21 protein-coding genes and 5 pseudogenes are annotated in these 25756 nt (G+C 72.7%); 9 read left to right on the top strand and 17 right to left on the bottom strand.

Annotated features, from left to right (window positions below; genetic code table 11):
* Nucleotides 1–157: 157 nt before the first annotated feature.
* Nucleotides 158–452, top strand: a pseudogene (locus ABZV31_RS05465) (hypothetical protein); the annotation flags it as partial.
* 155 nt (nt 453–607) lie between these two features.
* Here the strand turns inward: ABZV31_RS05465 and ABZV31_RS05470 are convergent.
* From ABZV31_RS05470 to ABZV31_RS05480, 3 genes are all read right to left on the bottom strand, one after another.
* A complete protein-coding gene (locus ABZV31_RS05470; protein WP_355888434.1) occupies nt 608–1033 on the bottom strand; it encodes a CBS domain-containing protein in 426 nt (141 codons plus the stop codon).
* Nucleotides 1034–1120: 87 nt separating this feature from the next.
* Nucleotides 1121–1588 carry a TIGR03668 family PPOX class F420-dependent oxidoreductase gene (locus ABZV31_RS05475; RefSeq protein WP_355888437.1) on the bottom strand — a complete coding sequence of 156 codons (468 nt, stop codon included), beginning with the start codon at nt 1586–1588 and terminating at the stop codon, nt 1121–1123.
* Nucleotides 1589–1706: 118 nt separating this feature from the next.
* Nucleotides 1707–2348 carry a phosphoribosyltransferase gene (locus ABZV31_RS05480; RefSeq protein WP_355888440.1) on the bottom strand — a complete coding sequence of 214 codons (642 nt, stop codon included), beginning with the start codon at nt 2346–2348 and terminating at the stop codon, nt 1707–1709.
* A 54-nt stretch (nt 2349–2402) separates the two neighbouring features.
* Here ABZV31_RS05480 and ABZV31_RS05485 point away from each other — a divergent pair.
* Nucleotides 2403–2468 (top strand): annotated as a pseudogene (locus tag ABZV31_RS05485) (hypothetical protein); the annotation flags it as partial.
* 228 nt (nt 2469–2696) lie between these two features.
* Here ABZV31_RS05485 and ABZV31_RS05490 read toward each other — a convergent pair.
* The 4 genes and pseudogenes from ABZV31_RS05490 to ABZV31_RS05505 all read right to left on the bottom strand — a co-directional run.
* A pseudogene (locus tag ABZV31_RS05490) lies at nt 2697–2969 on the bottom strand (glycosyltransferase family 9 protein); the annotation flags it as partial.
* Nucleotides 2966–3667, bottom strand: coding sequence for an HAD family hydrolase (locus ABZV31_RS05495; RefSeq protein ID WP_355888442.1), 702 nt, complete (start codon nt 3665–3667; stop codon nt 2966–2968). The pseudogene ABZV31_RS05490 and the gene ABZV31_RS05495, both read right to left, overlap by 4 nt.
* Nucleotides 3664–4674, bottom strand: coding sequence for a glycosyltransferase (locus ABZV31_RS05500; protein WP_355888445.1), 1011 nt, complete (start codon nt 4672–4674; stop codon nt 3664–3666). Before ABZV31_RS05500 ends, ABZV31_RS05495 begins: the two co-directional genes overlap by 4 nt.
* Nucleotides 4671–4889, bottom strand: a pseudogene (locus ABZV31_RS05505) (carbamoyltransferase C-terminal domain-containing protein); the annotation flags it as partial. The gene ABZV31_RS05500 and the pseudogene ABZV31_RS05505, both read right to left, overlap by 4 nt.
* Nucleotides 4890–5142: 253 nt before the next feature.
* Here ABZV31_RS05505 and ABZV31_RS05510 point away from each other — a divergent pair.
* Nucleotides 5143–5904, top strand: coding sequence for a polysaccharide deacetylase family protein (locus tag ABZV31_RS05510; protein WP_355889023.1), 762 nt, complete (start codon nt 5143–5145; stop codon nt 5902–5904).
* Nucleotides 5905–5909: 5 nt separating this feature from the next.
* On the opposite strand, the gene ABZV31_RS05515 is transcribed toward ABZV31_RS05510, so the two are convergent.
* On the bottom strand, nt 5910–7181 hold the full coding sequence (locus tag ABZV31_RS05515; protein WP_355888448.1) for a cytochrome P450: 1272 nt from the start codon (nt 7179–7181) through the stop codon (nt 5910–5912).
* Nucleotides 7182–7474: 293 nt separating this feature from the next.
* Here ABZV31_RS05515 and ABZV31_RS05520 point away from each other — a divergent pair, with 293 nt between their 5' ends.
* On the top strand, nt 7475–7915 hold the full coding sequence (locus ABZV31_RS05520) for an SRPBCC family protein (protein WP_355888450.1): 441 nt from the start codon (nt 7475–7477) through the stop codon (nt 7913–7915).
* 33 nt (nt 7916–7948) lie between these two features.
* Here the strand turns inward: ABZV31_RS05520 and ABZV31_RS05525 are convergent, their stop codons facing one another.
* From ABZV31_RS05525 to ABZV31_RS05545, 5 genes are all read right to left on the bottom strand, one after another.
* A complete protein-coding gene (locus ABZV31_RS05525) occupies nt 7949–9100 on the bottom strand; it encodes an XdhC/CoxI family protein (protein ID WP_355888452.1) in 1152 nt (383 codons plus the stop codon).
* A gap of 65 nt (nt 9101–9165) precedes the next feature.
* The gene (locus tag ABZV31_RS05530; RefSeq protein ID WP_355888454.1) at nt 9166–10620 is read right to left on the bottom strand and encodes an NCS2 family permease; all 1455 of its coding nucleotides are present in this window, start codon (nt 10618–10620) and stop codon (nt 9166–9168) included.
* A gap of 212 nt (nt 10621–10832) precedes the next feature.
* Nucleotides 10833–13217 carry a xanthine dehydrogenase subunit D gene (gene pucD / locus ABZV31_RS05535; protein WP_355888457.1) on the bottom strand — a complete coding sequence of 795 codons (2385 nt, stop codon included), beginning with the start codon at nt 13215–13217 and terminating at the stop codon, nt 10833–10835.
* 2 nt (nt 13218–13219) lie between these two features.
* Nucleotides 13220–13801, bottom strand: a complete 582-nt coding sequence (locus ABZV31_RS05540; protein ID WP_355888460.1) for a (2Fe-2S)-binding protein — start codon at nt 13799–13801, stop codon at nt 13220–13222.
* Nucleotides 13801–14700, bottom strand: a complete 900-nt coding sequence (locus ABZV31_RS05545; RefSeq protein ID WP_355888463.1) for a xanthine dehydrogenase family protein subunit M — start codon at nt 14698–14700, stop codon at nt 13801–13803. Before ABZV31_RS05545 ends, ABZV31_RS05540 begins: the two co-directional genes overlap by 1 nt.
* A 332-nt stretch (nt 14701–15032) precedes the next feature.
* Here ABZV31_RS05545 and ABZV31_RS05550 point away from each other — a divergent pair, with 332 nt between their 5' ends.
* The 3 genes from ABZV31_RS05550 to ABZV31_RS05560 all read left to right on the top strand — a co-directional run bounded on the left by ABZV31_RS05550 (nt 15033) and on the right by ABZV31_RS05560 (nt 18320).
* The gene (locus tag ABZV31_RS05550) at nt 15033–16763 is read left to right on the top strand and encodes a PucR family transcriptional regulator ligand-binding domain-containing protein (protein WP_355888466.1); all 1731 of its coding nucleotides are present in this window, start codon (nt 15033–15035) and stop codon (nt 16761–16763) included.
* Nucleotides 16764–16914: 151 nt separating this feature from the next.
* A complete protein-coding gene (locus ABZV31_RS05555; RefSeq protein WP_355888469.1) occupies nt 16915–17703 on the top strand; it encodes a hypothetical protein in 789 nt (262 codons plus the stop codon).
* Nucleotides 17704–17984: 281 nt separating this feature from the next.
* A complete protein-coding gene (locus ABZV31_RS05560; protein ID WP_355888472.1) occupies nt 17985–18320 on the top strand; it encodes a hypothetical protein in 336 nt (111 codons plus the stop codon).
* Nucleotides 18321–18446: 126 nt separating this feature from the next.
* Here the strand turns inward: ABZV31_RS05560 and ABZV31_RS05565 are convergent, their stop codons facing one another.
* Nucleotides 18447–19247, bottom strand: a complete 801-nt coding sequence (locus ABZV31_RS05565) for a GntR family transcriptional regulator (RefSeq protein ID WP_355888475.1) — start codon at nt 19245–19247, stop codon at nt 18447–18449.
* A 155-nt stretch (nt 19248–19402) separates the two neighbouring features.
* On the opposite strand from ABZV31_RS05565, the pseudogene ABZV31_RS05570 reads away from it, so the two are divergent.
* Together ABZV31_RS05570 and ABZV31_RS05575 are read left to right on the top strand one after the other, a co-directional pair.
* Nucleotides 19403–20227: pseudogene (locus tag ABZV31_RS05570) on the top strand ((2Fe-2S)-binding protein); the annotation flags it as partial.
* A gap of 311 nt (nt 20228–20538) precedes the next feature.
* Entirely contained in the window at nt 20539–21585 is a 1047-nt protein-coding gene (locus tag ABZV31_RS05575) for a DUF2637 domain-containing protein (RefSeq protein ID WP_355888478.1), read from the top strand.
* 59 nt (nt 21586–21644) lie between these two features.
* On the opposite strand, the gene ABZV31_RS05580 is transcribed toward ABZV31_RS05575, so the two are convergent.
* The 3 genes from ABZV31_RS05580 to ABZV31_RS05590 form a co-directional block, all read right to left on the bottom strand.
* Complete coding sequence (locus ABZV31_RS05580; RefSeq protein WP_355888481.1) at nt 21645–22064, bottom strand: ATP-binding protein; 420 nt, start codon at nt 22062–22064, stop codon at nt 21645–21647.
* 460 nt (nt 22065–22524) lie between these two features.
* On the bottom strand, nt 22525–24267 hold the full coding sequence (locus ABZV31_RS05585; protein WP_355888484.1) for a pyruvate dehydrogenase: 1743 nt from the start codon (nt 24265–24267) through the stop codon (nt 22525–22527).
* Between the two features lie 65 nt (nt 24268–24332).
* Nucleotides 24333–25756: protein phosphatase 2C domain-containing protein (locus ABZV31_RS05590; protein ID WP_355888487.1), on the bottom strand; the 1424-nt coding region annotated here is incomplete at its 5' end.

Consider the following 25756-nt stretch of genomic DNA (forward strand, 5'->3'; position numbering starts at 1 on the left):
CAGCGCGAAGACCCCGAGGTGCGAAAAAGAAACGGACGAATAGACGAGTAAAGGAAAGCACCTGTCCGGCCGGAATAGACCGCCGTTCACCGGTCCCTTACGGCGCCCTTGACGCCCTTGACGCCCTTGACGCGGCTCTGACGCCGCCCACGTCACCCTGGGCCAAAGATCGACGGCTCGACCAAGGTCCGCGCCCGCGGGGAGGCGGTGCCCGGGACGGCACATCGGCCTCGCCGTGCCCGACTACGACAGACAATTAGGCTTCCACGCCGACGTCTTGGGGCCTGACCGAGGTCGCCGAGGACTCGGGCATCCCCTTCCCGGCCGCCGAGGGATCCCCGAGCAGTACGTGATCCGGCTGCGCAGGCCGGACCAGAAGCCGGCGCGACCTCGTCTCGTACGGCGCCGCTGCGCCCGAGGACGTGGACACGCTCGCTGCGCGACTCCTCGCGGACGCTCGCCGTGGACGGCATCGGCGCGGTCTCCGACACCGTGGTGGCCGGCCCCGACCCGGTGCCCGTCCCGGCCGGACGGGCACCGTCCGGCCGGGAGGGGGGCGTCCGGCCGGGAGGGGGGCGTCCGGCCGGGAGGGGGCGTGAGTTCTTCTTCAGCCGTTCGGTTCGGCCTTGCTGATGTCCGCCAGCGCGGAGTGCGGGTCCTCCGTGGTGGCGAGGTCGCCGAGGCTCACCATGCCGACGGGGCAGCCGCCGTGTTCGACGACGGGCAGCCTGCGCACGGCGTACCGGCGCATCAGCTCCACCGCGCGGTCGGTGGTGTCGTCGGGGGTCAGGGTGGCCACCGGAGGACGGGTGCACACCGACCCGGCGGTCGTGGTGTGCGGGTCGCGGCCGTCGGCCACGGCCCGGATCACGATGTCGCGGTCGGTGAGGACACCGAACAGATCGCAGTCGTAGGCCACCAGGACGTCGCCGACGTTCTGCTCGCGCATCACGTACGCCGCCCGCTCCAGCGTGGTCATCGGCTCGACGGCCACCGCGCCGTGTGACATCACGTCGCGTACTCGCCGGGTCATGGGCACCTCCCGGATCCGCGGAACACCGACTGCCCGCCGCGTAGCCAGAACCGGCGGTCCCAAACAAGCGCGCGGGGCGCCCGGCCCTCATCCGGCCGGGTCGGCGGCGGGCGACGGCCCCGCGTGCCAGCCGGTCCAGTGGTGGACGGTGACCGCGATGACCGGTCCGTGCGGCGGGTCGTCCCGGTACTGCGGGTACTTGCGCCGCAGCAGCGCGAGCGCGTTCTCGTACGCCTGACGCGTCACGGCGTCCTCCGCGTCGGGCGGCACGATCCGGGCGCCGCCGTCGGCCCGGACCCACCACAGCCGGTCCCAGTCCTCGTCGTAGGCGTCCGCCAGCAGGCACACGGCCGGGGTGACGGCGACGTTGTGCAGCCTCTTCAGCCGGGTCGTGCGCTTGGGCTTGCGGTCGACCGCCGTCACGATCCCGTCGTCATGGGCTGCGAACACCACCGGCACCAGGTGGGGGCGCCCCGCCACGTCCACCGTGGCGAGCCGGGCCACTCGCGCGGCCTCGAACCGCCGCCGCGCCTCGTCGGGGTTCATCTCCGGCACGCTCGTGACTCCTCTCCCCGGCTCTTCCCGGCGTCGGTCTGCTCTCCGGTGTCTGCTCTCCCGGCTCCTCCCGGCGTGGTGCACGGACAAGGGCGGCGGGAGGAAGAGGGAGGAGCCCTCAGTCGCCTCTCAGGGCCTTCAGCACATCGTCGTCCGTCAGCTGCTCGAAGTTGTCGTACCAGACTCCGACGGCGGTGAAGGAGACCGGCTGGTGGAGGCAGATCACCTCGTCGGCCTCGCTGCTGAGCATCCCGACCGCCTCGGGTGCGCCGACGGGGACGGCGAGGACCACGCGCGCGGGCCCCTGACGCCGCACGTGGCGCAGCGCGGCGCGCGCGGTGGAGCCGGTGGCCAGGCCGTCGTCGACGACGATCGCGGTGCGTCCGCGCAGGTCCGGGGCGGGCCTGCCCTGCCGGTAGCGCTGTGCGCGGCGGTGCAGTTCCGCGCGTTCCCGCTCCACCACCGGGGCGAGGTCCTCCTCGGTCAGCCCCAGCCGGTCCAGGGCCGTCTTGTCGTAGAGCGGGGGGTCGTCCCCGGCGATCGCGCCCAGACCGTACTCCTTCTCGAAGGGGGCGCCGATCTTGCGTACGACGAGCACGTCCAGCGGGGCGCCGAGCGCCCGCGCGACCTCCCGAGCCACCGCGATGCCGCCGCGGGGCAGCGCCAGCACGACGGGGTCCGGCAGCGCGCCCTCGTCCCGCAGGACGCGCAGCCGCCCCCCCAGCTCCCGCCCGGCGTGCCCGCGGTCACGGAACCTCATGGGCCTTCCTCCTTCCCGCGCCGGGTACCCCGCCCGGACACGGTCGACCACACAATGCTGCTGTCGAGCCTGATCGGCCGGGAGCGGGCGGCGCAGCAGACGAGCGCGGGGCTGCGCCCCCACACCCTGGTCGGGGTCGCCGGCGCGCTGATGATGGAGGTGTCCCAGCACGGGTTGGTGCGGGGCTGTCCCCGGCTGCCGGGCCGTCTCTCCCCCGGCCCCGTGCCCGCCACGGTCGAGGTGCGGCTGACGTATCTGCCCGGCCGGGCGCTGCTGCCGCGGCTGATGGAGACGTGCACAGCGGCTTCCGCATCCTGCAGGTCACGGTCGACCGGCTGCCCGCAGCGGGTGAAAGGAGGTCAGGACGAGGGCCGTGTCGGCGTCGATGGCGCCGAGCAGCTCCTCGGTCTCCCTGCGGTCGACGGGCGGCGGCTCGAACCAGGCCCACGGGGCGTCCCGCACGAGGACCTCGTCCACGCCGGGCAGCAGACGGGCGGCGGGCTCGCCGCGCGGCCCGCACAGCAGGGTGACGGTGTCGGCGCGCGCGGCGACGGCGCGGATGGCAGGCCCGGCGAGCAGGACGTCGCCGAAGCTGTCGAGACGGGTGACGAGGGCCTTCATCGGGGCCTCCGGCAGGTTGCGTGGGAGGCCTCGACGGCCGCCGCCCGTCCGTCGGTGGCCCCGGCGGACCACTGCTGATGGACCGCCTCGGCGGATCGTCGTCCGTCGGCGGCTTCAACCCGGCCCTCCCGGTACGCGGCCTCGATGGGCCCTTCGTCGGCCAGGACGCTCCCCCACGGCGGACCGGTCAGCACCGCGCGGACGGCGGTCAGCGGGTCGCGGGCGACATGCTCGGCGGCGGCCGTCTCCTTTGGGCGGGTCTGCGGGGTCGGGACGAGGATGCCGTGGGCGCCGGCCCGGCGGGCGGCCTCCATGTCGGCGCCGATGTCGCCGATCACGACGATGTCGGCGGGTGCGGTGCACATCTGGCCGGCCGCCCACAGGACCATTCCCGGCTGCGGCTTGCGGCGGTGGCAGCCGTCGTCGGGCCCGTGCGGGCAGACGGCCCACACGTCGAAGGGGCCGAGGAGTTCGTCGATGCGTTCGTTGACGCGGCGCACGTCCGCGGTGCTGAGCAGCCCGCGCGCGACGCCCGACTGGTTGGTGACGACGCCGGTGCCGATGCCCCTCGCCCGCAGCATCTGCACCGCCTCGCGGGCACCGTTGACCGGGCGGACCCGCGCGGGTTCGCCGTTGTAGGGAACGTCCTCGACGAGGGTGCCGTCACGGTCGAACAGCACGGCCTTGACCGGGCTCACGGCGCCACCTCCTGCCAGGCGGGAGCGCCCCGGTGGCGCCACAGCCCGCTCAGCCGGTGCCACGTGGCGGCGGGCGGGATGAGCACGCTGGTGGCGACCATGGTGGTCACCTCGTACCGTGTGCGCGGGCCGGGCGCTATGCGCGCCCAGGCGAACTCCGCGGTGCCCGCGGCCCAGCCGAGCGCGGCGACCTCGGCGGCCCGGTGCCGTCCGGCCGCGGCGAGCGCGCAGGCGGCCGCGCCGGCGGCGGTGATGGCGAGGTGGCTGCGGATGCGGCCGCGCGGTGCCGCGGCCTTCTGCCGCCAGTCGGGGCCGTGCAGGCGCAGCATAAGGGCGTCGTCGGCGTTGCCGCGCTGGGCGCGCAGCGACACCCAGCGGTCGGCGGGGCGCACGGGGTGGCGGGCGGTGCGGCGGCCCTGCGGGATGCGCCAGCCGGCGTCGAGGAGGCGCAGCGCGAGGTCGGCGTCCTCGCGCAAGGCGCGCCGGAAGCGTTCGTCGAAGCCGCCGACCTGCTTGAGGGCCTCGGTGCGGTAGGCCATGTCGGCGGTGATCCAGCGCGCCTGCGCCAGGGCGGCGGTGGCCCGTTCCCAGTCGGTGGGGCGGCGCTCGCCGGGCAGCGGCACGGCGATCACGCCCTGGACGGCTCCGGTGTCGGGGCTCGCTTCCGCCAGGTCCTGCGCCAGCTGGTCGCACCAGTGGGGCCCGACCTGGACGTCGTCGAGGAAGGCGACCCAGGGCGCGGTGACCGCGCGCAGGCCGGTGTTGCGGGCGGCGGCAGGGCCGCGGCCGCCGCTGGTGAGCACGGTGGTGCGGGCGCGCAGGTCGCCCAGCACGCTCAGCGGGTGGTCCAGCGCGCCCGGCTCGGGGTCGGGCCGGTCGTCGACGAGGACGATCTCGTCCGGCCGGGGCCCGGTCGCGGCGGCGAGCGCGGCCAGGCAGTCGGCCAGCGTGTCCCTCGCGAGCGTGGGGATCACCACGGCGTAGGCGGGGCCGGCGGTGCGGGTCATGCGTACGCCCTCCCCCTGCGCCCCGCATACGGGCCGATCGCCAGCAGGTCGACGGGGGCGGAACCGAAGCACTCCGGCGGGTCGCGCGGGTCGTCGACCATGGGCCAGTCGGCGGTGTTGAGGCTGGTGTTGACCACGACGGGCAACCCGGTGCGCCGTTCGAAGGCGCGCAGCATGCGGGCGACCAGGGGTTCCTGCCGCTCGTCGACGCTCCTGCCGTCGACGACGAGGGCGGCGGCCGGGTCGTGGAACAGGGCGTTGATACCAAGGATGCGCATGGGGGTGGCTCCGTCCCGTACGGCGGTGGGGACTTCGGGGGTCTGGGTGCCGCACCGCAGCTGTCTCAAACACGTGAAGCCAACTGGCAGGACAAAGAGGATTTTTATCGATCAGATTCTCGATCCTCTGCTATACGCTGCGTCTATACACGCTGTGTATAGTCCCGGCATGCCTTCTGCGACCAAGAAGATGACGAAAACGGGGACCGGGTTCCGCGCCACGGCGGCGCTGGCGGCAGCCGCGTGTCTGACGCTCACCGCCTGCGGGCGCGGGGACGCCACCGCACCGAGCTCGGCCCGGGCCCACGCTGCGGCCGGCGCCCCGATCCGGTTCGGGACGGTCGACTGCCGCGAGACCAAGTGCATCGCACTGACCTTCGACGCCGGACCGAGCGAGAACTCCGCGCGGCTGCTGGACATCCTCAAGGAGAAAAAGGTCCCGGCGACCTTCTTCCTGCTCGGCGCGCGGCACATCGAGAAGTACCCGGAGCTGGTCAAGCGGATGGCGGCCGAGGGCCACGAGGTGGCGAGCCACACCTGGGACCACAAGATCCTCACCCGGACCACGCCGGCGCAGATACGCGACGAACTCCAGCGCCCGAACGAGGAGATAGAGCGCCTCACCGGACGCAAGCCCACCCTCATGCGCCCGCCCCAGGGCCGTACCAACGGCACCGTGCACAAGATCTGCCGCGAGCTGGGCATGGCCGAGGTCCTGTGGAGCGTGACCGCCAAGGACTACACGACGAACGTCTCCGCGCTGATCACCAAGCGCGTCCTCGCGCAGGCGTCCCGGGACGGCATCATCCTGCTGCACGACATCTATCCGGGCACGGTGCCCGCCGTGCCCGGGATCATCGACGCGCTCAAGGCACGGGGATATGTCTTCGTGACGGTTCCGCAGCTGCTGGCGCCGGGAAAGGCCGCGCCGGGAAAGGTGTACCGGCCGTAGCGGCGTCACCAGACGAGGTGCAGGCGCTGCGGCGAGCGGTGGATCATCGTCGGCCGGATGGCGACCGGCTGGTCCTCGGCGAGCCGCAGCCCCGGCAGCCGACGGGTCAACTCCTTCAGTGTCAGGCGGAGTTGCTCGCGGGCGAGCTGTGCGCCGGGGCAGGCATGCGGGCCGTGCCCGAAGGCGAGGTGGCCGACCGGCGCGCGGGTGATGTCGAACTCGTCGGGCCGCGGATGGCGCGCGCCGTCGCGGTTGGCGGCGCCGAAGGCGACGAACACGCTCGCCCCGGCGGGCACTCCGGTACCGGCGAGGGTGACCGGCCGGGTGGTGATCCGGCGGAATCCCTGCAGCGCGGCGTCGTAGCGGGCGGCCTCCTCCACCGCCGCAGGCATCCTCCCCCCAGCTCTTCGAGCAGGGGGTGCCCCCATGCGCTCCGCATGCGCTCCGCTCGACTCGGCGCACAGCAGCTCCCACTGGCTGCGGTGCCGCAGCAGGTGCAGGACGGTGGTGCCGATGAGCGCGGTGGTGGTCAGGTGGCCCGCGAGCAGCAGGTTCTGGAGGTGGGCGACGAGTTCGTGGCGCTGCCCCAGCGTCAGCTGGCCCTCGCCGGGGGTGGCGACGGAGGCGACGAGCTCCGTACAGAGGTCCTCCCGCGGCTCGGCGTGCCGCTCGCGCACGTACCGGTCGAGGATGCGCTGCATCGCCACCACGTCCTCGGCGGCGGCCACCTGCCCCTCCTCGTCCAGCGGGCGGAAGAGCAGCTCCTCGGCGCGGTGTCCGCCGTACACGACGGAGGGCACATCGGCCGGGTCGAGTCCGACGACACGGCCGATGACGTCGCCGGGGAGTTTGCACGCATACGCCTCCATCAGCTCGACGTGCCCGTCCTTGACGAAAGCGTCGACGAGGGAAGCGGCCCGCTCGGCGGCGTACGGCAGGACGGCGGCGACGCGGGCCGGCGTCAGCCCGCGGACGATCGGAGCACGCAGCCGCTGGTGCTGCGCACCGTCGCTGGTGACCACGACCGGCCGCCCGCCGAACCCGCTGCCGAGCACGGCGAGCGCGGCGGGCGCCGGCAGCACGTCCGGGCGCAGCGCGTTCGCCGAGGAGAACTCCTCTGTGCGGCGCAGGACTTCGCGCACGTCACCGTCCCGGGCAACCAGCCAGGCGTCCAGCTCGGCCACGTGGAGGAGCCCGTCGGCCTGCCGCGCCCGTGCGTAGAGCGGATACGGGTCACGCTGCAACTCGTCGAGCCTGCCGTGCGGTTCACGGTCCACGGACATCCTCCGGCGGTGGTCGGGAGTGCCGTGCCCATGCTGCCGTACGTCTGTACGGACGCGGTAGGGGATGCCGGGGCGGCGCGGACCCGTTCGGAACACGACCGAGCAGCCCCCTCCCGGGCGGCCTGCTCCGCCGTGTACGAAACGCCGTCCACCTTCACGCCGTTCGGGTCGAGGAGGGGTGCGGTAACGTTCAGCCCCGCCTGCGCACCCATCCCCTGCTGGGCCAACCGTGTGAGCGGCGCACCGTACGCCCTGCTCAACCGAGCGGTTTTTCCTATGATCGTTGCGTGGTCGACTTCCTTCTGCAGCGCACGCCGCCGCTCTCCCTCGACGAGGCCTGGCGCCGGCTCACGCAGTGGCCCCGTCACGCCGACGTGGTCCCGCTGACCCGCATCACCGTGGTCACGCCCGCGCCGACCCGCGAGGGCACGCGCTTCGTCGCCCGGTCGGGAGTCGGCCCGCTGGCCTTCGACGACCCGATGGAGGTCACCGTCTGGCGCCCGCCGACCGACGGCGAGGCAGGCCTGTGCCGCCTGGAGAAGCAAGGCCGCGTGGTCCGGGGCTGGGCCGAGATCGAGGTACGGCCGGGTCCCGGCGGCCGTACGCGGGTGCTGTGGCGGGAGGAACTGCGCGTGCGCTGCCTCCCCGCCCTCTTCGATCCCCTCCTGGAGCGGACGGCGCGCTCGGTGTTCGGGCGGGCGGTGAACCGGCTGCTGAGACGTCCGTGACGGCTTGACGGGGCCGGCCGGAAGTGCTTCGGCTCAGGCCACCGAGCCGATGCGCCCCGTCGGCGCCGACGGCGTGTCGTGGTGGATGGGGGTGTGAGCGCCGGTCAGTGAAACCCCGCTGCCGCCACGGCGGTCCGCGACGATCTCCGAGGCGATGGACAGGGCCGTCTCCTCCGGTGTGCGGGCGCCGAGATCGAGGCCGATGGGCGACCTGAGGCGGGCCAACTCCACTTCGGTCACGCCCACTGCGCGCAGGCGCTCGTTGCGGTCGAGGTGGGTGCGGCGGGAGCCCATCGCGCCGACGTACGCCACCGGCAGGCGCAACGCCAGCTTCAGCAGGGGGACGTCGAACTTGGCGTCGTGGGTCAGGACGCACAGGACCGTGCGGCCGTCGGTCTCCGTGCGCTCCAGATACCTGTGGGGCCACTCGACGACGATCTCGTCGGCCTCCGGGAAGCGGGTCCTCGTCGCGAACACGGGACGCGCGTCGCACACCGTGACGTGGTAGCCGAGGAACTTGCCGATGCGGACCAGCGCCGAGGCGAAGTCGATCGCACCGAAGACGATCATCCGGGGCGGCGGGACCGACGACTCGATCAGCAGCGTCAGCGGGGCGCCGCAGCGGGAGCCCTGCTCGCTGATCTCCAGGGTGCCGGTGCGGCCGGTGTCCAGGAAGGCGCGCGCCTCGCCGGCGACCGTGCGGTCCAGCTCGGGGTGGGCGCCGAAGCCGCCCTCGTACGAGCCGTCGGGCCGGACCAGGAGGGCGCGGCCCTTCAGCTCCCGCGGGCCGGACACGATCCGCGCGACCGCCGCCGCCTCCCCGCGCGCGGCGGCGGCCAGCGCGGCCGCGACCACCTCACGGGCCGGGTCGGTGGCGCGCACCGGCGTGACGAGGATGTCGATGATGCCGCCACAGGTCAGGCCGACGGCGAAGGCGTCCTCGTCGCTGTACCCGAAGCGCTCCATGACGGTTTCGCCGTCCTGGAGCGCCTGCCCGCACAGTTCGTACACGGCGCCCTCCACACAACCGCCGGAGACGGAGCCGATCGCCGTGCCGTCGGCGTCCACCGCGAGGGCGGCGCCCGGCCGGCGGGGTGCGCTGCCGCCGACCGCCACCACGGTGGCCACGGCGAAGTCGCGTCCCTGCTCGACCCACCGGTTCAGCTCCTCGGCGATGTCCAGCATCTGTTCGGTCTCCTTAACAGCGGTTGTCCTTGACAGCGGTTGTGCGGAGGGCTTTGACAGGAGTGCTAGTGCACGCCCAGCCAGCTCTCGATCGGATGGAGGGAGAAGTAGATGAGGAAGACCACTGTCAGGCCCCACATGAAGGCGCCGATCTCCCGGGCCTTGCCCTGGGCGACCTTGATGGCGACGTACGAGACGACGCCCGCGGCGACACCCGAGGTGATCGTGTAGGTGAAGGGCATCAGCACCACGGTCAGGAAGACCGGGATCGCGGTGGCGCGGTCGGCCCAGTCCACGTGCCGGGCGTTCATCAGCATCATCGCGCCGATGACCACCAGGGCGGCGGACGCGACCTCCTGGGGGACGATTGCCGTCAGCGGAGTGAAGAACAGGCAGGCCGCGAAGAACAGGCCGGTGACGACCGAGGCGAGGCCCGTGCGGGCGCCCTCGCCGACGCCGGTCGCCGACTCGATGAACACGGTCTGGCCGGAGCCGCCCGCCACACCGCCGATCGCGCCGCCCGCGCCGTCGATGAACAGCGCCTTGGACAGACCCGGCATCCGGCCCTTGTCGTCGGCGAGCCCGGCCTCGGTGCCGACGCCGATGATGGTGGCCATCGCGTCGAAGAAACCGGCGAGGACCAGAGTGAAGACGATCATGCCGACTGTCATCGCGCCGACCTTGCCCCAGCCGCCGAACTCCACGTGCCCGAAGAGCGAGAAGTCCGGCATCGAGACCGCGCTGCCGTGCAGTTCGGGGGCGCCGTTGGCCCAGGCGTCGGGCTTGATGACCCCGGCGGCGTTGAGGACGGCGGCGACGACGGTGCCGCTGATGATGCCGATGAGGATGGCGCCGGGAACGTTCCGGGCCTGGAGCATGAAGATCAGCAGGAGCGTGCCGGCGAAGAGCAGCACCGGCCAGCCGGTGAGCTGGCCCGCCGGGCCGAGGCTGACCGGAGTCACCTTGCCCTGGTGCACGAAGCCGGACTTGTAGAAGCCGATGAGGGCGATGAACAGGCCGATGCCCATGGTGATCCCGTGCTTGAGCGCCAGCGGGATCGCGTTCATGATCATCTCGCGCAGGCCGGTGACGACCAGCAGCATGATGATCACGCCGTACATCACGCACATGCCCATGGCCTGCGGCCAGGTCATCTGCGGGGCGACCTGCGAGGACAGGACGCCGGAGACGGAGAGGCCGGCGGCGAGGGCGAGCGGCACCTTGCCGCCGAAACCCATCAGCAGCGTGGTGAAGGCCGCCGCGAACGCGGTCGCGGTGATCAGGGCCTTCTGGCCGAGCGTGTCCCCCGCCGCGTCCTTGCCGGACAGGATCAGGGGGTTGAGCAGCAGGATGTACGCCATCGCCATGAAGGTGGTGACGCCGCCGCGCACTTCACGCGCGACCGTGGATCCCCGCCGGGATATGTGGAAGTACCGGTCGAGCCAGGACCGGCCGGCCGGGACGCGGGTACCCGCGCCCGCGTCTTCGGCGGTGGTCCTCGGCTCCAGTGACTGGGTCATGGTGCCATCTCCCAAGGTTCACAGGGGCACCCGCGCATGGCCTTCGGCGACGCGCGGGATTTGGGAATGGACGACCCGGGGGACGGCCCGAGACGCACGAAACTGCTGCTGCTTCGAGGACCGCGAGCGGAACGGAACTCGAAGCGGGGTGGGGGGTGTACTCCGGGCAGCGCGGAGTGGGTGACGTTCCCTGCGCCGCCCGGAGGGTCTGCTCACGCCGTGCCGGTGAGGTGTTCCGGCCGTACGGGCGTGCGGTTGAGCTCCAGCCCGGTCGCGTTCCGGATCGCTGCGAGGACGGCCGGAGTCGACGACAGGGTCGGGGCCTCGCCGATGCCGCGCAGCCCGTACGGGGCGTGGTCGTCGGCGAGTTCGAGCACGTCGACGGGGATGGTCGGCGTGTCGAGGATGGTGGGGATGAGGTAGTCCGTGAAGGAGGGGTTCTTCACCTTCGCCGTCTTCGGGTCGACGATGATCTCCTCCATCACCGCCACGCCGAGACCCTGGGTCGTACCGCCCTGGATCTGGCCGACGACGGACAGCGGGTTGAGCGCCTTGCCGACGTCCTGGGCGCAGGCCAGCTCGATCACCTTCACCAGGCCGAGCTCGGTGTCGACCTCGACGACGGCGCGGTGCGCGGCGAAGGAGTACTGCACATGACCGTTGCCCTGGCCGGTGCGCAGGTCGAAGGGCTCGGTCGGCCGGTGCCGCCACTCCTCCTCGACCTCGACGGCCTCGTCCTCCAGGACGTCCACCAGGTCGGCGAGCACCTCGCCGCCGTCGGTGACGACCTTGCCGCCCTCCAGGAGCAGTTCGGCGGTGGCCCAGGCCGGGTGGTAGGAGCCGAACTTGCGGCGCCCGATCTCCAGCACCTTCTCGCGGACTTTCTCGCAGGCGTTCTTCACGGCGCCGCCGGTGACGTACGTCTGCCGGGAGGCCGACGTCGAACCGGCGCTGCCCACCTGCGTGTCCGCCGGGTGGATCGTCACCTGCGCGACGCCCAGCTCGGTGCGGGCGATCTGCGCGTGGACGGTGACACCGCCCTGGCCCACCTCCGCCATGGCCGTGTGCACGGTGGCGACGGGCTCGCCGCCCACGACCTCCATGCGGACCCTGGCGGTGGAGTAGTCGTCGAAGCCCTCCGAGAAGCCGACGTTCTTGATGCCGACCGCGTAGCCGATGCCGCGTACGACGCCTTCTCCGTGCGTGGTGTTGGACAGACCGCCGGGCAGCTGCCGTACGTCCGCGCCCTCGGAGCTCTCCCACTGGCGCTCCGGCGGCAGCGGCATCGCCTTGACGCGGCGCAGGAGTTCGGCGACCGGGGCCGGGGAGTCGACCCGCTGCCCGGTCGGCATGATCGTGCCCTGGGACATGGCGTTCAGCTGCCGGAACTCGACCGGGTCCATCCCGATCTTGTCGGCCAGCTTGTCCATCTGCGCCTCGTAGGCGAAGCACGCCTGGACCGCGCCGAAGCCGCGCATGGCGCCGCAGGGCGGGTTGTTGGTGTAGAGGGCGATGGCCTCGATCTCGACGTCGTCGACCTCGTACGGGCCGATGCCGAGCGAGGAGGCGTTGCCGACGACCGCCGGGGAGGAGGAGGCGTACGCACCGCCGTCGAGCACGATGCGGCACTTGACGTGCGTGAGCTTGCCGTCCTTCGTGGCGCCGTGCTCGTAGTAGAGCTTCGCCGGGTGGCGGTGGACGTGCCCGAAGAAGGACTCGAAGCGGTTGTAGACGATCTTGACGGGCTTGCCGGTGCGCAGTGCCAGCAGGCAGGCGTGGATCTGCATCGACAGGTCCTCGCGGCCGCCGAACGCGCCGCCGACGCCGGCCAGCGTCATGCGCACCTTGTCCTCGGGCAGGCCGAGCACGGGCGCGATCTGGCGCAGGTCGGCGTGGAGCCACTGGGTGGCGATGTAGAGGTGGACGCCGCCGTCCTCCTCCGGTACCGCGAGGCCGGACTCGGGGCCGAGGAAGGCCTGGTCCTGCATGCCGAAGTAGTACTCGCCCCTGACCACGAAGTCGGCCTTCTTCGCGGCCTCTTCGACGTTGCCGCGGACGATCGGCTGGCGGTGGACGATATTCGGGTGCGGGACGTGCCCGGCGTGGTGGTCGTCGCGGTCCGGATGCAGGATCGGCGCGTCGGGGGCGAGCGCGGAGGCCTCGTCGGTGACGACCGGCAGCTCCTTGTACTCCACCTTGATCTTGGCCGCGGCGCGGCGCGCGGTCTCCGGGTGGTCGGCGGCGACGATCGCGACGGGCTCGCCGTGGTGGCGTACCCGGCCGTCGGCGAGGACCGGGGTGTCCGGGTACTCCAGGCCGTACCTCTTCACGTCCGTCGGCAGGTCGTCGTACGTCATCACGGCGTAAACGCCCGGCATCGCGAGGGCCTCGGAGGTGTCGATGGAGAGGATCTCGGCGTGCGCGACCGTGGAGCGCAGGATCTGGCCCCAGAGCATGTCCTCGTGCCACATGTCGGACGAGTACGCGAACTCGCCGGTGACCTTGAGGGTGCCGTCCGGGCGGAGCGTGGACTCGCCGATGCCGCCCTTGGTCTGGGAACCCTGCGTGATCTTGGTGGGAGCGCCGTTGGCGGGCATGCTCAGACCCCCTCGGACTGCCGGGCGGCCGCAAGGCGGACCGCGTCCATGATCTTCTCGTAGCCGGTGCAGCGGCACAGGTTGCCCGACAGGGCCTCGCGGATGTCCGCGTCGGTCGGGTTCGGGTTGCGCTCGAGCATCTCGTCGGCGGCGACCAGCAGACCCGGGGTGCAGAAGCCGCACTGGACGGCGCCGGCGTCGATGAACGCCTGCTGGATCGGGGAGAGTTCGCCCCCCTCACCGGTGTGCGAGTCGGCGCCCTTGGCCTGCCAGTGCTTGGCCTCGTCGAGGGAGGTACCGCAGGCACCGGAGCCGCAGCCGCCCTCGGCGCGCTGCTTGGCGTAGTCCGCCAGGCCCTCGACGGTGACGACCTCGCGGCCCTCGACCTGACCGGCGGCGACCAGGCAGGAACACACCGGCACGCCGTCGAGGCGGACCGTGCAGGAGCCGCACTCGCCCTGCTCGCAGGCATTCTTGGAGCCCGGCAGGCCCAGGCGCTCGCGCAGGACGTACAGCAGGGACTCGCCCTCCCAGACGTCGTCGGCCTCCTGCGGGCGGCCGTTGACCGTGAAATTGACACGCATTACGCGACGCCTCCCTCGCGATGAGCGGCGCGTTCGGTGCCGCGGTACGACTCCCAGGTCCAGGTGAGTGTCCGGCGGGCCATGACACCGACCGCGTGACGGCGGTAGCTCGCGGTGCCCCGGACGTCGTCGATCGGGTTGCAGGCGGCGGAGCACAGCTCCGCGAACTGCTTGGCCACCGACGGGGTGATGATCTTTCCGTTGTCCCAGAAGCCGCCCTCTTCGAGCGCCGCGTTCAGGAACTCCTCGGCGGCCTTCGCCCGCACGGGCGTGGGGGCGGCCGAGCCGATGCCGGTGCGGACCGTGCGGGTCTCGGGGTGCAGCGCGAGGCCGAAGGCGCAGACCGCGATCACCATCGCGTTGCGGGTGCCGACCTTCGAGAACTGCTGCGGGCCGTCGGCCTTCTTGATGTGCACGGCCCGGATGAGCTCGTCGGACTGGAGCGCGTTGCGCTTGACGCCGGTGTAGAACTCGTCGATCGGGATGCGGCGGGAGCCACGCACCGACTCGACCTCGACCTCGGCGCCGGCCGCGAGCAGCGCCGGGTGGGCGTCGCCGGCCGGGGAGGCGGTGCCGAGGTTGCCGCCGACGCCGCCGCGGTTGCGGATCTGCGGGGAGGCGACCGTGTGCGAGGCGAGCGCCAGGCCCGGCAGCTCGGCCCGCAGGTTCTCCATGATCTTCGTGTACGGGACGGAGGCGCCCAGCCGCACGGTGTCCTCGCCGACCTCCCACTCGTAGAGGTCACCGATGCGGTTCAGGTCGAGGAGGTACTCGGGCCGGCGGTGGTCGAAGTTGATCTCGACCATCACGTCGGTGCCGCCCGCAATCGGCACAGCGGTGGGGTGCTCCGCCTTCGCGGCGAGCGCCTCCTCCCAGCTGGCGGGGCGAAGGAAGTCCATGACCGGCTCTCTTCTTCGTCTCGTGGGTCGTACAGATTGAGCCAATCCGTGTGCGGCCGGCGCGGCTCGTTCAGGTGCTGTTAACGCGGAGTGGGCTCAGTACACAGCGCGCTGCTCCGACGGGGTCAGTCACCGAAAACATGAAGGAGTTGGCTGGCCAGGGCGGACATCTTGTAGATTCGTATGAACGGAGGCCCTCAGTAACCTCTTCACTTTCCCATGGAAACAGAGGACACGGCCGCACACGCAGCGGAACCTGCTGACCGGCCGCACGGCCGGCCTCGCCACAAGATCCATCGTAGATTTCGAGACAAAGAACGGCGGCGACGAGAATGCGGCTGCGCGCACTGCTGGACACCGACGCGCTGGGCCTCAGGCTGCTCGGCGGCGAGGACGAGCTGGACCGCACCGTACGCGGTGTGATGACCACCGACCTGAGGGACCCCAGCCGCTACCTCTCCGGCGGTGAGCTGGTACTGACCGGTCTGGCCTGGCGCCGGGACGCCGCCGACTCCGAGCCGTTCGTACGGATCCTGGTGCAGGCCGGCGTCGCCGCCCTGGCTGCCGGTGAGGCCGAGCTCGGGAACGTGCCGGACGACCTGATCGTCGCCTGCGCGCGGCACCGGCTGCCGCTGTTCGCGGTGCACGAGTCGGTGGCGTTCGCGACGATCACCGAGCACGTCGTCCGGCAGGTGTCCGGCGAGCGCGCCGGCGACCTCGCGGCCGTGGTGGACCGGCACCGCCGGATGATGACCGCGGGCCCGGCGGGCGGCGGCCCGGACGTGGTCCTGGACCTGCTCGGCTCCGACCTGGACCTGCGGGCCTGGGTGCTCTCCCCGACCGGGCGGCTCATCGCCGGCCCGAAGGTCGCGGGCCCGGCGCTGCCCGCCGACGTGTGCGCCAAGCTCGCCGCCGAACACCTGGCGGCGAGCCGCACGGGCCGGCCCGGACCGCACCGGGTGACCCTCGGTTCCAGGACGTACTCGCTCTTCCCCGTCCGCAGCAGCAACGGCCGCTCCCCGCAGGCCTCGCGGGACGTGCGCGAGACGGTGCTGTCGGACTGGCTGCTCGCCGTCGAGGCGGACGCGAGCGACTGGCCCGAGGAGCGGCTCGACCTGCTCGAGGGCGTCACCCAGCTGATCGCGGTCGAGCGGGACCGGCGGGACGCGGCACGCACGGTGCGGCGCCGTCTGGCCCAGGAGGTCCTCGAGCTGCTGCAGACGGGCGCCGCGCCGGCGGAGATCGCCGCACGCCTGCGGGTCGCGGCGCCGGTGCTGCTGCCCGGGCTCGGGGCGGCCCCGCACTGGCAGGTCGTCGTGGCCCGCGTCGAGTGGGAGGAAGTACAGGGCGGACTCGCAGGGCCCTCGGCCGAGGGTGGTGGCGGGCGACGGGCGGGAGAGGTCGAGGGCGGCCCGGTCGCCCAGTCGCTCCTGGAGGAGATCCTGGTCGACCCGCTCACCACGGGTCCCGAGCCCTCCGACCGCATCGCCGTGGCCCACACGGGCGACGAGGCCGTCGCCCTCGTACCCCTCCCGGCCGTCTCGACCGAGCACGACGGCTCCGAGTCCGGGATCCTCGCCGACGCGCTCCTGGAGTCCGTACGGGACCCGCTGTCGGCCGGCCTCGACGACGACGGGCGGATCACGCTCGGCGTCAGCGCGGCCGTGCACTCGGCGGAGGGGCTGCGCGGGGCACTGGAGGAGGCGCGGCACGCGCGGCGGGTGGCCGCCGCCCGCCCCGGCCGGGTGTGCGCGGCGGGGCACCAGGAGCTGGCATCGCACGTCCTGCTACTGCCCTTCGTACCGGACGACGTGCGCCGCGCCTTCACCGCCCGGCTGCTCGACCCGCTGCGGGACTACGACCACCGGCACCGCGCCGAACTGATCCCGACCCTCGAGACCTTCCTGGACTGCGACGGCTCCTGGACCCGGTGCGCGACCCGGCTGCATCTGCACGTCAACACCCTGCGGTACCGGGTGGGGCGGATCGAGCAGCTGACGGGCCGTGACCTCTCGCGGCTCGAGGACAAGCTCGATTTCTTCCTGGCCCTGCGCATGAGCTGAGGTCACGGGGCGGACGGCGGGCCGGTACCGCGTGCGGTCACCGACCCACGACTTTGTGAAATCCTTCACCCACCCCCTTGGCCGGGCCACGGAATTCGTGCTGAGATGCGCCCACCACTCAAGGCTCGATGGCGTGCTCGGGGAGGGCAACGTGGCGCATACCGCCATGTCTGGTAACGGGACGACCGCAGGTGACGATCCACTCCAGACCGCGGTATGGCGGCTGCGCTCGCGCGCATGCTGGGCCGACGCGGCAGCACTGCTCCAACCGGTCACCGCGACCGCCGCGCTGCAGAGAGCCGCGTTGCTCGTCGAGCGGTGCCTGTACACCGAGCAGGGCTGGGAGGAGGCCGAGGACGCGCTGCGCACCGCCGAGGCGCTGGCCCACAGCGACGAGGAGCGGGGCGCGGCCGCTTGTGAACGCGGGCAACTTGCCTACGCGGCCACGCTGCACGGCGTGCGCGACCGGGCGGACGAGGCGCGGGCCGCGCTCGGCCGGGCGGCGGCACTGATCCCGCCGGGGGCGCCGGGGCGGGCCCTGCTGGACTTCCGGCGCGGACTGCTCGCCGAGAACCTCACCCGCTCCCCGCAGGCCGCCCGCGCCGCCTACCGGCGCGCCCACGCGGGCGCCACCGCCCACGCCGACTTGCTGCTGCTGTCCTTCACCTGGCGGCACCTGGCCGGACTCGCTCTGCGCGACGGCGAGTTGGCCGAGGCGCGGCACGGCTTCGCCGAGTCCCTGCGGCTCCGGGAGGAGCTGGGCTACCTCGTCGGCACGGCGCCCGCGCTGGCGTCCCTGGCCGACACGGAGACCGAGCCGGAGGCGTCCCGGCTGCGGGAGGAGGCCCGGCGGTTGTTCCGGCTGCTGGGGGGCGTGCCGACCTGGCTGGCGCGGCAACTGGCACCGGCGCCGCCCGCCGCGGGGGCGGCCACGGCCTGAGATGTTGCTCAGAAGAACCTGAGAGGTTGCTGTGCCAGGCTGACGCGCCCGAACACGCGGACGGACGAGTCATGTCCGCGTGCACCCCCCACGGTCGCCCCTGGAGGAGCACCTGATGAGTCTGGTCAACGGCCTGCCCGCGCACATCCTGCTGGTCCATGTCGTCGTCGTCCTGTTCCCCCTCAGCGCGTTGGCGCTCGTGGTCTGCGCGCTGTGGCCGCAGGCCGCCCGGCGGCTCGGCCCGGTGCTGCCGCTGCTGGCCCCTGGTCACTCTGGTGGGCGTGCCGCTCACCACACAGGCCGGCGAGTGGCTGGAGCGGCACGTGGACGGCGATCCCCTGGTGCGCCGGCACGCCGAGCTGGGCGACGGGCTGCTCCCGTGGGCGCTCGGCCTGTTCGCGCTGGCGGCCGGTGTCTGGTGGACGTCCCGCCGGACGCCCGCGCCGCAGACCGGGGCGCGCTTGGCGTCGGTCGCCCGGATCGCCGCGGCCGTCCTGTCCGTCGTGGTGGCAGCGGGCGCGGTCGTCGACGTCTACCGGATCGGCGACTCGGGCGCGAAGGCCGCCTGGCACGACGGCTTCTCGAAGACGGCCACCAGGGCGGGGGGCGGGGACTGACGGGAACCCTGCTCGGGGAGTTCGGGGACTTCGAGGAGTCGAGGAGTCCGGGGACTTCGAAGAGTCCGGGGACTTCGAAGAGTCCGGGGACTTCGAAGAGTCCGGGGACTTCGAGGACGAGGCCGCTCAGGCCGCGCCCGCGAAGTGCTCCCGTACCAGTAACTGCACCACGTCCAGGTCCCGCGCGATCAGTGCCTCCAGCAGGGCCGTGTGCTCCGCCGCGTCGGCGACCAGGTCGGCGTGGGCGGGGCGCACCGGGCCGCCGACGAGGGGCCACTGGGCGCGGCGGTGGAGGTCCTCGGCGATCTGGACGAGCTGTTCGTTGCCGGCGAGGGAGAGCACCGCGCGGTGGAAGGCCCGGTCGGACTCGGCGTACGTCGCCCGGCAGCCGGAGGACGCGGCGCGGACGGTCACCTCGGCGAGCGGGCGCAGCTCGGCCCACCGCTCGGCGGGCACCGTACGGGCCAGCCGCAGCATCACCGGCACCTCGATCAGGGCCCGCACCTCGGCCAGCTCCGCCAGCTCGCGGGCACCGCGCTCGACCACCCGGAAGCCGCGGTTGGGCACGACCTCGACGGCGCCTTCCAGCGCCAGCTGCTGCATCGCCTCGCGCACGGGCGTCGCGGACACCCCGAAGCGCTCGCCGAGCGCGGGCGCCGAGTAGACCTCGCCGGGCTTCAGCTCCCCCGCCACCAGCGCGGTGCGCAGGGCGTCGAGGATCTGGCCGCGCACGGAGGACCGCTGCACGGCGGGCCGGGGACGCGGGATGGGCCGTTCACTGTGCGTGTGCTCGCCGCGGACGCCCGCGGCCGGGACGTCCCGCTCCCGCTCCATGTCCGTCGCCCGCGGCTGCGGCGGCACCCGCGCCGCGCCCGGACGGACCTCCGGAATCCCGGTCCCGGCGGAGCCCTGCGCGCCCTGCTTCACGATCCTCCTCCGGGCTTGTCGGTGCTTGGGATCATTACGACTGGTTGTTACTTGTCCGTCAAGCACCTTAGGCGCTCGAGCCACCGGTTCCCATTCAACCCGCATGAAGTAAGGTAAGGCTTACCTTTAATCGAACCTGAAGCGGTGGTTCTGGCATGCCTGTGGTTTCTTCGGCCGTAGCGGACGCATACGCCCGCCTCGCCGAGGTCCTCCCCGGGCTCGTCGCGACCGAGCTGGGGCCCGACGAGGAGGCTCCCCACGGCGGCGGATGGGTCGCCGCCGCCTCGCTCGCGGAGGGCGGGGCAGGGCTCGAGGCGTTCCTGGCATGGGACGCCGCACAGGTGGTGCGGGACTACGGGACGACGGCGCGCCCGGACGTGGTGGCGAGCTTCGGGCTGCACCGGTACGCCTGGCCCGCCTGCCTGCTGTTCACCGTGCCGTGGTTCCTGCACCGCCGGGTGCCCCGCCTCCCCGTGACGCACGTCTCGTACGACCGCACCGCCGGCCGCATGGCCGTACGCCCTGCCTCCTTCGCCTGCCTGCCGGGTGACCCGGCGGCGGCGCTGCCCGGCGCCCGCGTGCTGCCCGACGAGGAGGCGCTGCGAGCCGAGGTGCGGGCGGCGGTCGCCGAGCACCCGGCACCGGTCCTCGCCGGCTTCGGGCCGCGCATGCGGCGGCGCGGCCGCGCCCTGTGGGGCATGGCGACCGACGAGGTCGTCGAGGGCCTGTGGTATGTCGCCCACCTCCTCGACGAGGAGGAGCGGGCGGTGCGCGAACTGGAGCTGCTACTGCCGGGCGCGACTGGGCCGTACGCCGGCTCGGCGGCCTTCCGTGAGCTGACGGGCCCGAACGGCGAGTCGCTGCCCACCCGGGACCGGGCAAGCTGCTGCCTGTTCTACACACTGCGGCCCGAGGACACCTGCGTCACCTGCCCGCGCACCTGCGACGCGGACCGCGTCGCCAAGCTGACTGCGGCAGCGGGAGTTGAGGGGTCCTCGGAGCAGCGCACCGGCACATGTCCAGTAAGATCATCCGCGAGTGGGACACCCGCAGGATTACAAGTGGTTCACAACTTGCTCACGCATTGCGGGAACTTTCCGTGGAACCACCCGTCCGGGTAGTCTTATTCGAACTCAACTCCCGCCCCTCAAGCGGCAGTTCGAGCAGAACGCCGCCCTGGGCATCCCCTTGCACTTCCTTGGCGGCCTCTTGCCCCGAAACCCCCTGAGGGCCGGCGGGATTGGGCCACTATGGCGGGCGTTACGCCCTATCCCAATGCAAGGGACCCCAGATGAGACTGACCGACATATCGCTGAACTGGCTGCTTCCGGGCGCCGTACTGCTCCTGGGCTTGCTGGCGGCGGTGGCGGTGCTCGCGCGCGGCAAGCACTCCTCCGGGGAGAACGCGAGCGCGGACGACTCGTGGGAGCGCAGCGAGGAGCGCCGCAGGCGCAAGGAGGCCATCTACGGAACGGCCTCCTACGTACTTCTGTTCTGCTGTGCGGCGGTCGCCGCCGCGCTCTCCTTCCACGGCCTGGTCGGCTTCGGCCAACAGAACCTCGGCCTCACCGGCGGCTGGGAGTACCTGGTGCCGTTCGGCCTGGACGGCGCCGCGATGTTCTGCTCCGTGCTCGCGGTGCGCGAGGCCAGCCACGGCGACGCGGCGCTCGGCTCCCGGATACTCGTGTGGACGTTCGCGGGCGCCGCGGCCTGGTTCAACTGGGTGCACGCTCCCCGGGGCGTCGACCACGCGGGCGCGCCGCAGTTCTTCGCCGGCATGTCCCTGTCGGCCGCGGTGCTGTTCGACCGGGCGCTGAAGCAGACCCGCCGGGCCGCCCTGCGCGAGCAGGGCCTGGTGCCGCGTCCGCTGCCGCAGATCCGCATAGTCCGCTGGCTGCGGGCGCCGAGGGAGACGTACAAGGCCTGGTCTCTGATGCTCCTGGAGGGCGTGCGCAGCCTGGACGAGGCGGTCGAGGAGGTGCGCGAGGACAAGCGCCAGAAGGAGCAGACCCGGCAGCGGCGGCGCGAGCAGCAGCGCGTCGAGCGGGCGCAGCTCAAGGCGATCAGCCGGGGCCACCGCGGCTTCGTCGGCCGCGGCGGCGGCCGGCAGGTGGAGGCGCAGGCCACCTTGCAGCGCGCATCCGCCCAGGTCTCCGCGGAGCCTGCCATATCCGGTGCGGAGCAGCTGCCCATGCGCGCCCGTCCCTCCCTGCAGCCCGTCCGCAGCGGGTCTGACCCGATCACCGTCGACCTCACCGCGGAGGACGACACGATGGCCCTGCCACGCCTCGACTCCCTCGAGCGCAAGCTCAAGGACCTGGAGCAGCAGTTCGGTTAGGACCGGGCTCGCCTGCGGGAAGGGGGGCGCGGCCTCGCGGGCCGCGCCCCCCTTCCCGTTCACGCGGCTCCCGCACCGAGCTCGAACCACACCGCCTTGCCGACCCCGTGCGCCCGTACGCCCCAGGCGTCCGCGAGGGACTGGACCAGGACCAGGCCTCTGCCGTGCGTACGCTCGGCGTTCGGAGCGCGGGGCCTCGGCCTGCGGGCCACGAAGTCCCGGACCTCCACGCGGAGTCCGTGCGGTGACACGGTGGCCGTCAGGATCGCCTCGTCGTCGGTGTGGATGAGCGCGTTGGTGACGAGTTCGCTGGTGAGCAGCTCCGCGATCTCCGATGTGCCGGGCTTCCCCCAGGACCGCAGCAGCTCGCGCAGCGCCCGGCGCGCCTCGGGCACCGCCCGCAGGTCCGCCCGCCCCAGCCGGCGCCTGAGCTGGGGCGCCGGGGACTGATCCGTGATGCCGTCTGCCTGATCCTCCACCGATTTCGTCGAGGAGGCCCCGACCGTGATGGGACCGCCCCCTCGTGCCTGCCTCTTCATGACCCCCGCCCGCGTGCCGATGTCGGTTCCCCTCCAGCTCGAACACGTTCACGGGATCCATGCCCCGTGGGGCTCGCGCCAGTCATGTCGAATCGTCAACGACCAGGTGTTCGGCCAGGGCCGCACCGCTCCGGAACAGGCCGACGCCACCCCCGACCACGCCGTCGGAGACGCGTGGCCGGCCCCCGGGCGACATCCGACCAGGGACGGCGGGCCCAACTGCCCACTGCGGTCGGCCGAACCGTGCGTACGCCACGAGGACGGGCACGCCCGTCGGTCCATGACGGCGGGCCGGGCGCCGTGGAACCGCCCGCGGCGGCCGCCCCCGCCGTCGGCGAAGTTGGCCGGAGTGCGACGGTTCCGGCTCTCCCCCGTAAGCCGCTGCGGCAGGCCCACGGCGCTATGGCCGGGGCACGTTCCGCAGGTTGGACCGGGCCATCTGCACCATCCGGCCGACGCCGCCCTCCAGCACGATCTTCGACGCGGACAGGGCGAACCCGGTCACCATCTCGGCGCTGATCTTCGGCGGGATGGACAGGGCGTTGGGGTCGGTGACGACGTCGACGAGGGCCGGTCCCTTGTGCCTGAAGGCGTCCTTCAGGGCACCGGCGAGCTGCTTGGGCTTCTCCACCCGGACGCCGTGGGCGCCGCAGGCGCGGGCGACGGCGGCGAAGTCGGGGTTTTTGTTCTCCGTTCCGTACGCGGGCAGGCCCGCGACCATCATCTCCAACTCCACCATGCTCAGAGAGGAGTTGTTGAACAGTACGACCTTCACCGGCAGGTTGTACTGCACCAGGGTCAGGAAGTCGCCCATCAGCATGGAGAATCCGCCGTCGCCGGACATGGAGATCACCTGGCGGCCGCGGTCGGTGAACTGCGCGCCGATCGCCATCGGCAGCGCGTTCGCCATCGAGCCGTGCGAGAAGGAACCTATGATGCGGCGGCGCCCGTTGGGTGAGATGTAGCGGGCGCCCCACACATTGCACATCCCCGTGTCGATCGTGAACACGGCATCGTCGTCGGCGACCTCGTCGAGCACGGCGGCCACGTACTCCGGGTGGATCGGGACGTGCCTGTCGACCTTGCGCGTGTACGCCTTGACGACCCCCTCCAGTGCGTCCGCGTGCTTCTTGAGCATCTTGTCGAGGAAGCGCCGGTTCTGCTTGGGCTTCACGCGCGGGATGAGACAGCGCAGGGTTTCCTTCGCGTCGCCCCACACCGCGAGGTCCAGCTTGGAGCGGCGGCCGAGGTTCTCCGGCCGGACGTCGACCTGGGCGATCTTCACGTCGTTCGGCAGGAACGCGTTGTACGGGAAGTCGGTGCCGAGCAGGATCAGCAGGTCGCACTCGTGGGTGGCCTCGTAGGCGGCGCCGTAGCCGAGCAGGCCGCTCATGCCGACGTCGTACGGGTTGTCGTACTGGATCCACTCCTTGCCGCGCAGCGCGTGCCCGACCGGTGACTTGATCTTCCCGGCGAACTCCATGACCTCGGCGTGCGCGCCCGCCGTGCCGCTGCCGCAGAACAGGGTGACCTTGTCGGCCTCGTCGATCATCTCGACGAGCCTGTCGATCTCGGCGTCGCCGGGACGGACGGTGGGCCGGGACGTGACGATGGCGGTCTCGGCGGCCTTCTCCGGAGCGGGCTCGGCGGCGATGTCGCCGGGCAGGGACACCACACTGACCCCGCTGCGGCCGACCGCGTGCTGGATGGCGGTCTGCAGCAGCCGCGGCATCTGCTTGGGGCTGGAGATCAGTTCGCTGTAGTGGCTGCACTCGCTGAACAGACGGTCGGGGTGGGTCTCCTGGAAGTAGCCGAGGCCGATCTCGCTGGAGGGGATGTGCGAGGCGAGGGCGAGGACCGGGGCCATGGAGCGGTGGGCGTCGTACAGGCCGTTGATGAGGTGGAGGTTGCCGGGGCCGCAGGAGCCCGCGCAGGCCGCCAGCTTGCCGGTGACCTGCGCTTCCGCCCCGGCCGCGAAGGCCGCCGTCTCCTCGTGGCGGACGTGGATCCAGTCGATCGCGGCGTTGCGGCGGACCGCGTCGACGACCGGGTTGAGGCTGTCCCCGACCACGCCGTACAGGCGCTTGACTCCGGCGCGGACGAGGATGTCGACGAACTGCTCTGCGACGTTCTGCTTGGCCATGGCTCTCGTGCGCCCTTCGGTCTCCTGCGGATCCCTCTGGGTCCATGAATTCACAGCCTGTGCGCTCACGCCTCCCAAACAGCCGCGACGGTACGGTCGTCCGCGTATCCCTTGACCCGCACCTGGGTGTCCGCCAGGAACGCGGCGAGGCCGGGCGGCGTGGGGCCGGACCACCGCCTGGTGAGGTACGCGCACACCTCGGGCTCGCCGCGCAGCGGGTCGGCCAGGCCGCCGGTGCACATCAGGAGCGTGTCACCCGGCTGGGCTACGGAAGCGCGGAAGCGGAAGGGTGCGCGGGGCGGTTCGGTGGGGACACCTCCCTGCTCGAAGAGCGTGGGGGACGGCTCGTACGGGCTCGGCGGCGTCGGAATCCCGAGGTCCATGGTGAACCGGTCGCCCTCGGGCGTCTCGGCCGGCTGCGAGCCGAAGCCGACGACGGGATCACCGGCCGTCTCCGAGACCCGGGGTTCGATGTCCTGCCACTCACCGTCGCGCAGCCGGAACAGTCCGCCCGCGCCGACGCCGAAGAAGACGCGCGTACGGCACTCGGGATCGGCGGGCAGGAGCAGGCAGCGCAGGGTGGCCGCGTACTCCTCCGGTTCGACGCCCTGCTCGGCGGCGCTGGCGCGGAGTTTGCCGAGGCTGCGGTCGGTGAGGCGGTGCAGGCCCGACTTCAGGTCGCCGCGCCGGGCGGCCCGGATGTCCTCGGCGAGCCGGGCGTGGTTGCGGCCCACGGCCCGCGCGATCCACTGGCACACCTCGGCGGCCGCGCGGTGCGCGCCCGGCGTGGCCCGGGCGCCGGTCGCCATCGCCACCAGGATCAGCGCCTGCTCGCCGCCGCCGAAGCGCGCCGCGAGCAGCGCGTCCCGGCGCGGCTCGCCCCGGTAGCGCGCGGAGTCCCCCCGGATGGAGACCGCCCGCAGGGTGCAGGCTCCGTAACGGGCCCCGTCCAGCACGGTGTCCGGAACCAGGTCGTCGAGCTCGTCGGGATCGGCGAGCGGCAGAGCGGTGGGCTCGGCGTCGTAGGTGGGCGGCCGGGAGCCGACGTGGTCGACGCCGGGCGGCGGGGGCGTCGGCGGGTGCTGGGGGAGGCCGGGGCGGGGGGCCGGCGCGGCGGTGGTGGGGTCCTGCGCGGGCGGGACCGGGCGGCCGCCGGGGACGGGGGGCGCGGCCGAGTCGAGCCCGGTCCGTGCGGATCCGCCGCGGTCAGGGGCGGCTTGCGCGGAGCCGCTGCGGGCGGGGCCGGGCTGGACGGGGACACGGTCCGCCGGCGTCGACGCGGGATCACTGCGCGCGGGACCGGACCGGGAGTCGGCCGGCGCCGTCCCGACCTGAGCGGCGCCACCGACAGGGACGGCTTGGGTGGCGCCACGGTCCGCCGGCGTCGACGCGCGATCACTGCGCGCGGGACCGGACCGGGAGTCGGCCGGCGCCGTCCCGACCTGAGCGGCGCCACCGACAGGGACGGCTTGGGTGGCGCCACGGTCCC

Source organism: Streptomyces sp. NPDC005202, assembly GCF_040608235.1.
Taxonomy (GTDB): Bacteria; Actinomycetota; Actinomycetes; order Streptomycetales; family Streptomycetaceae; genus Streptomyces.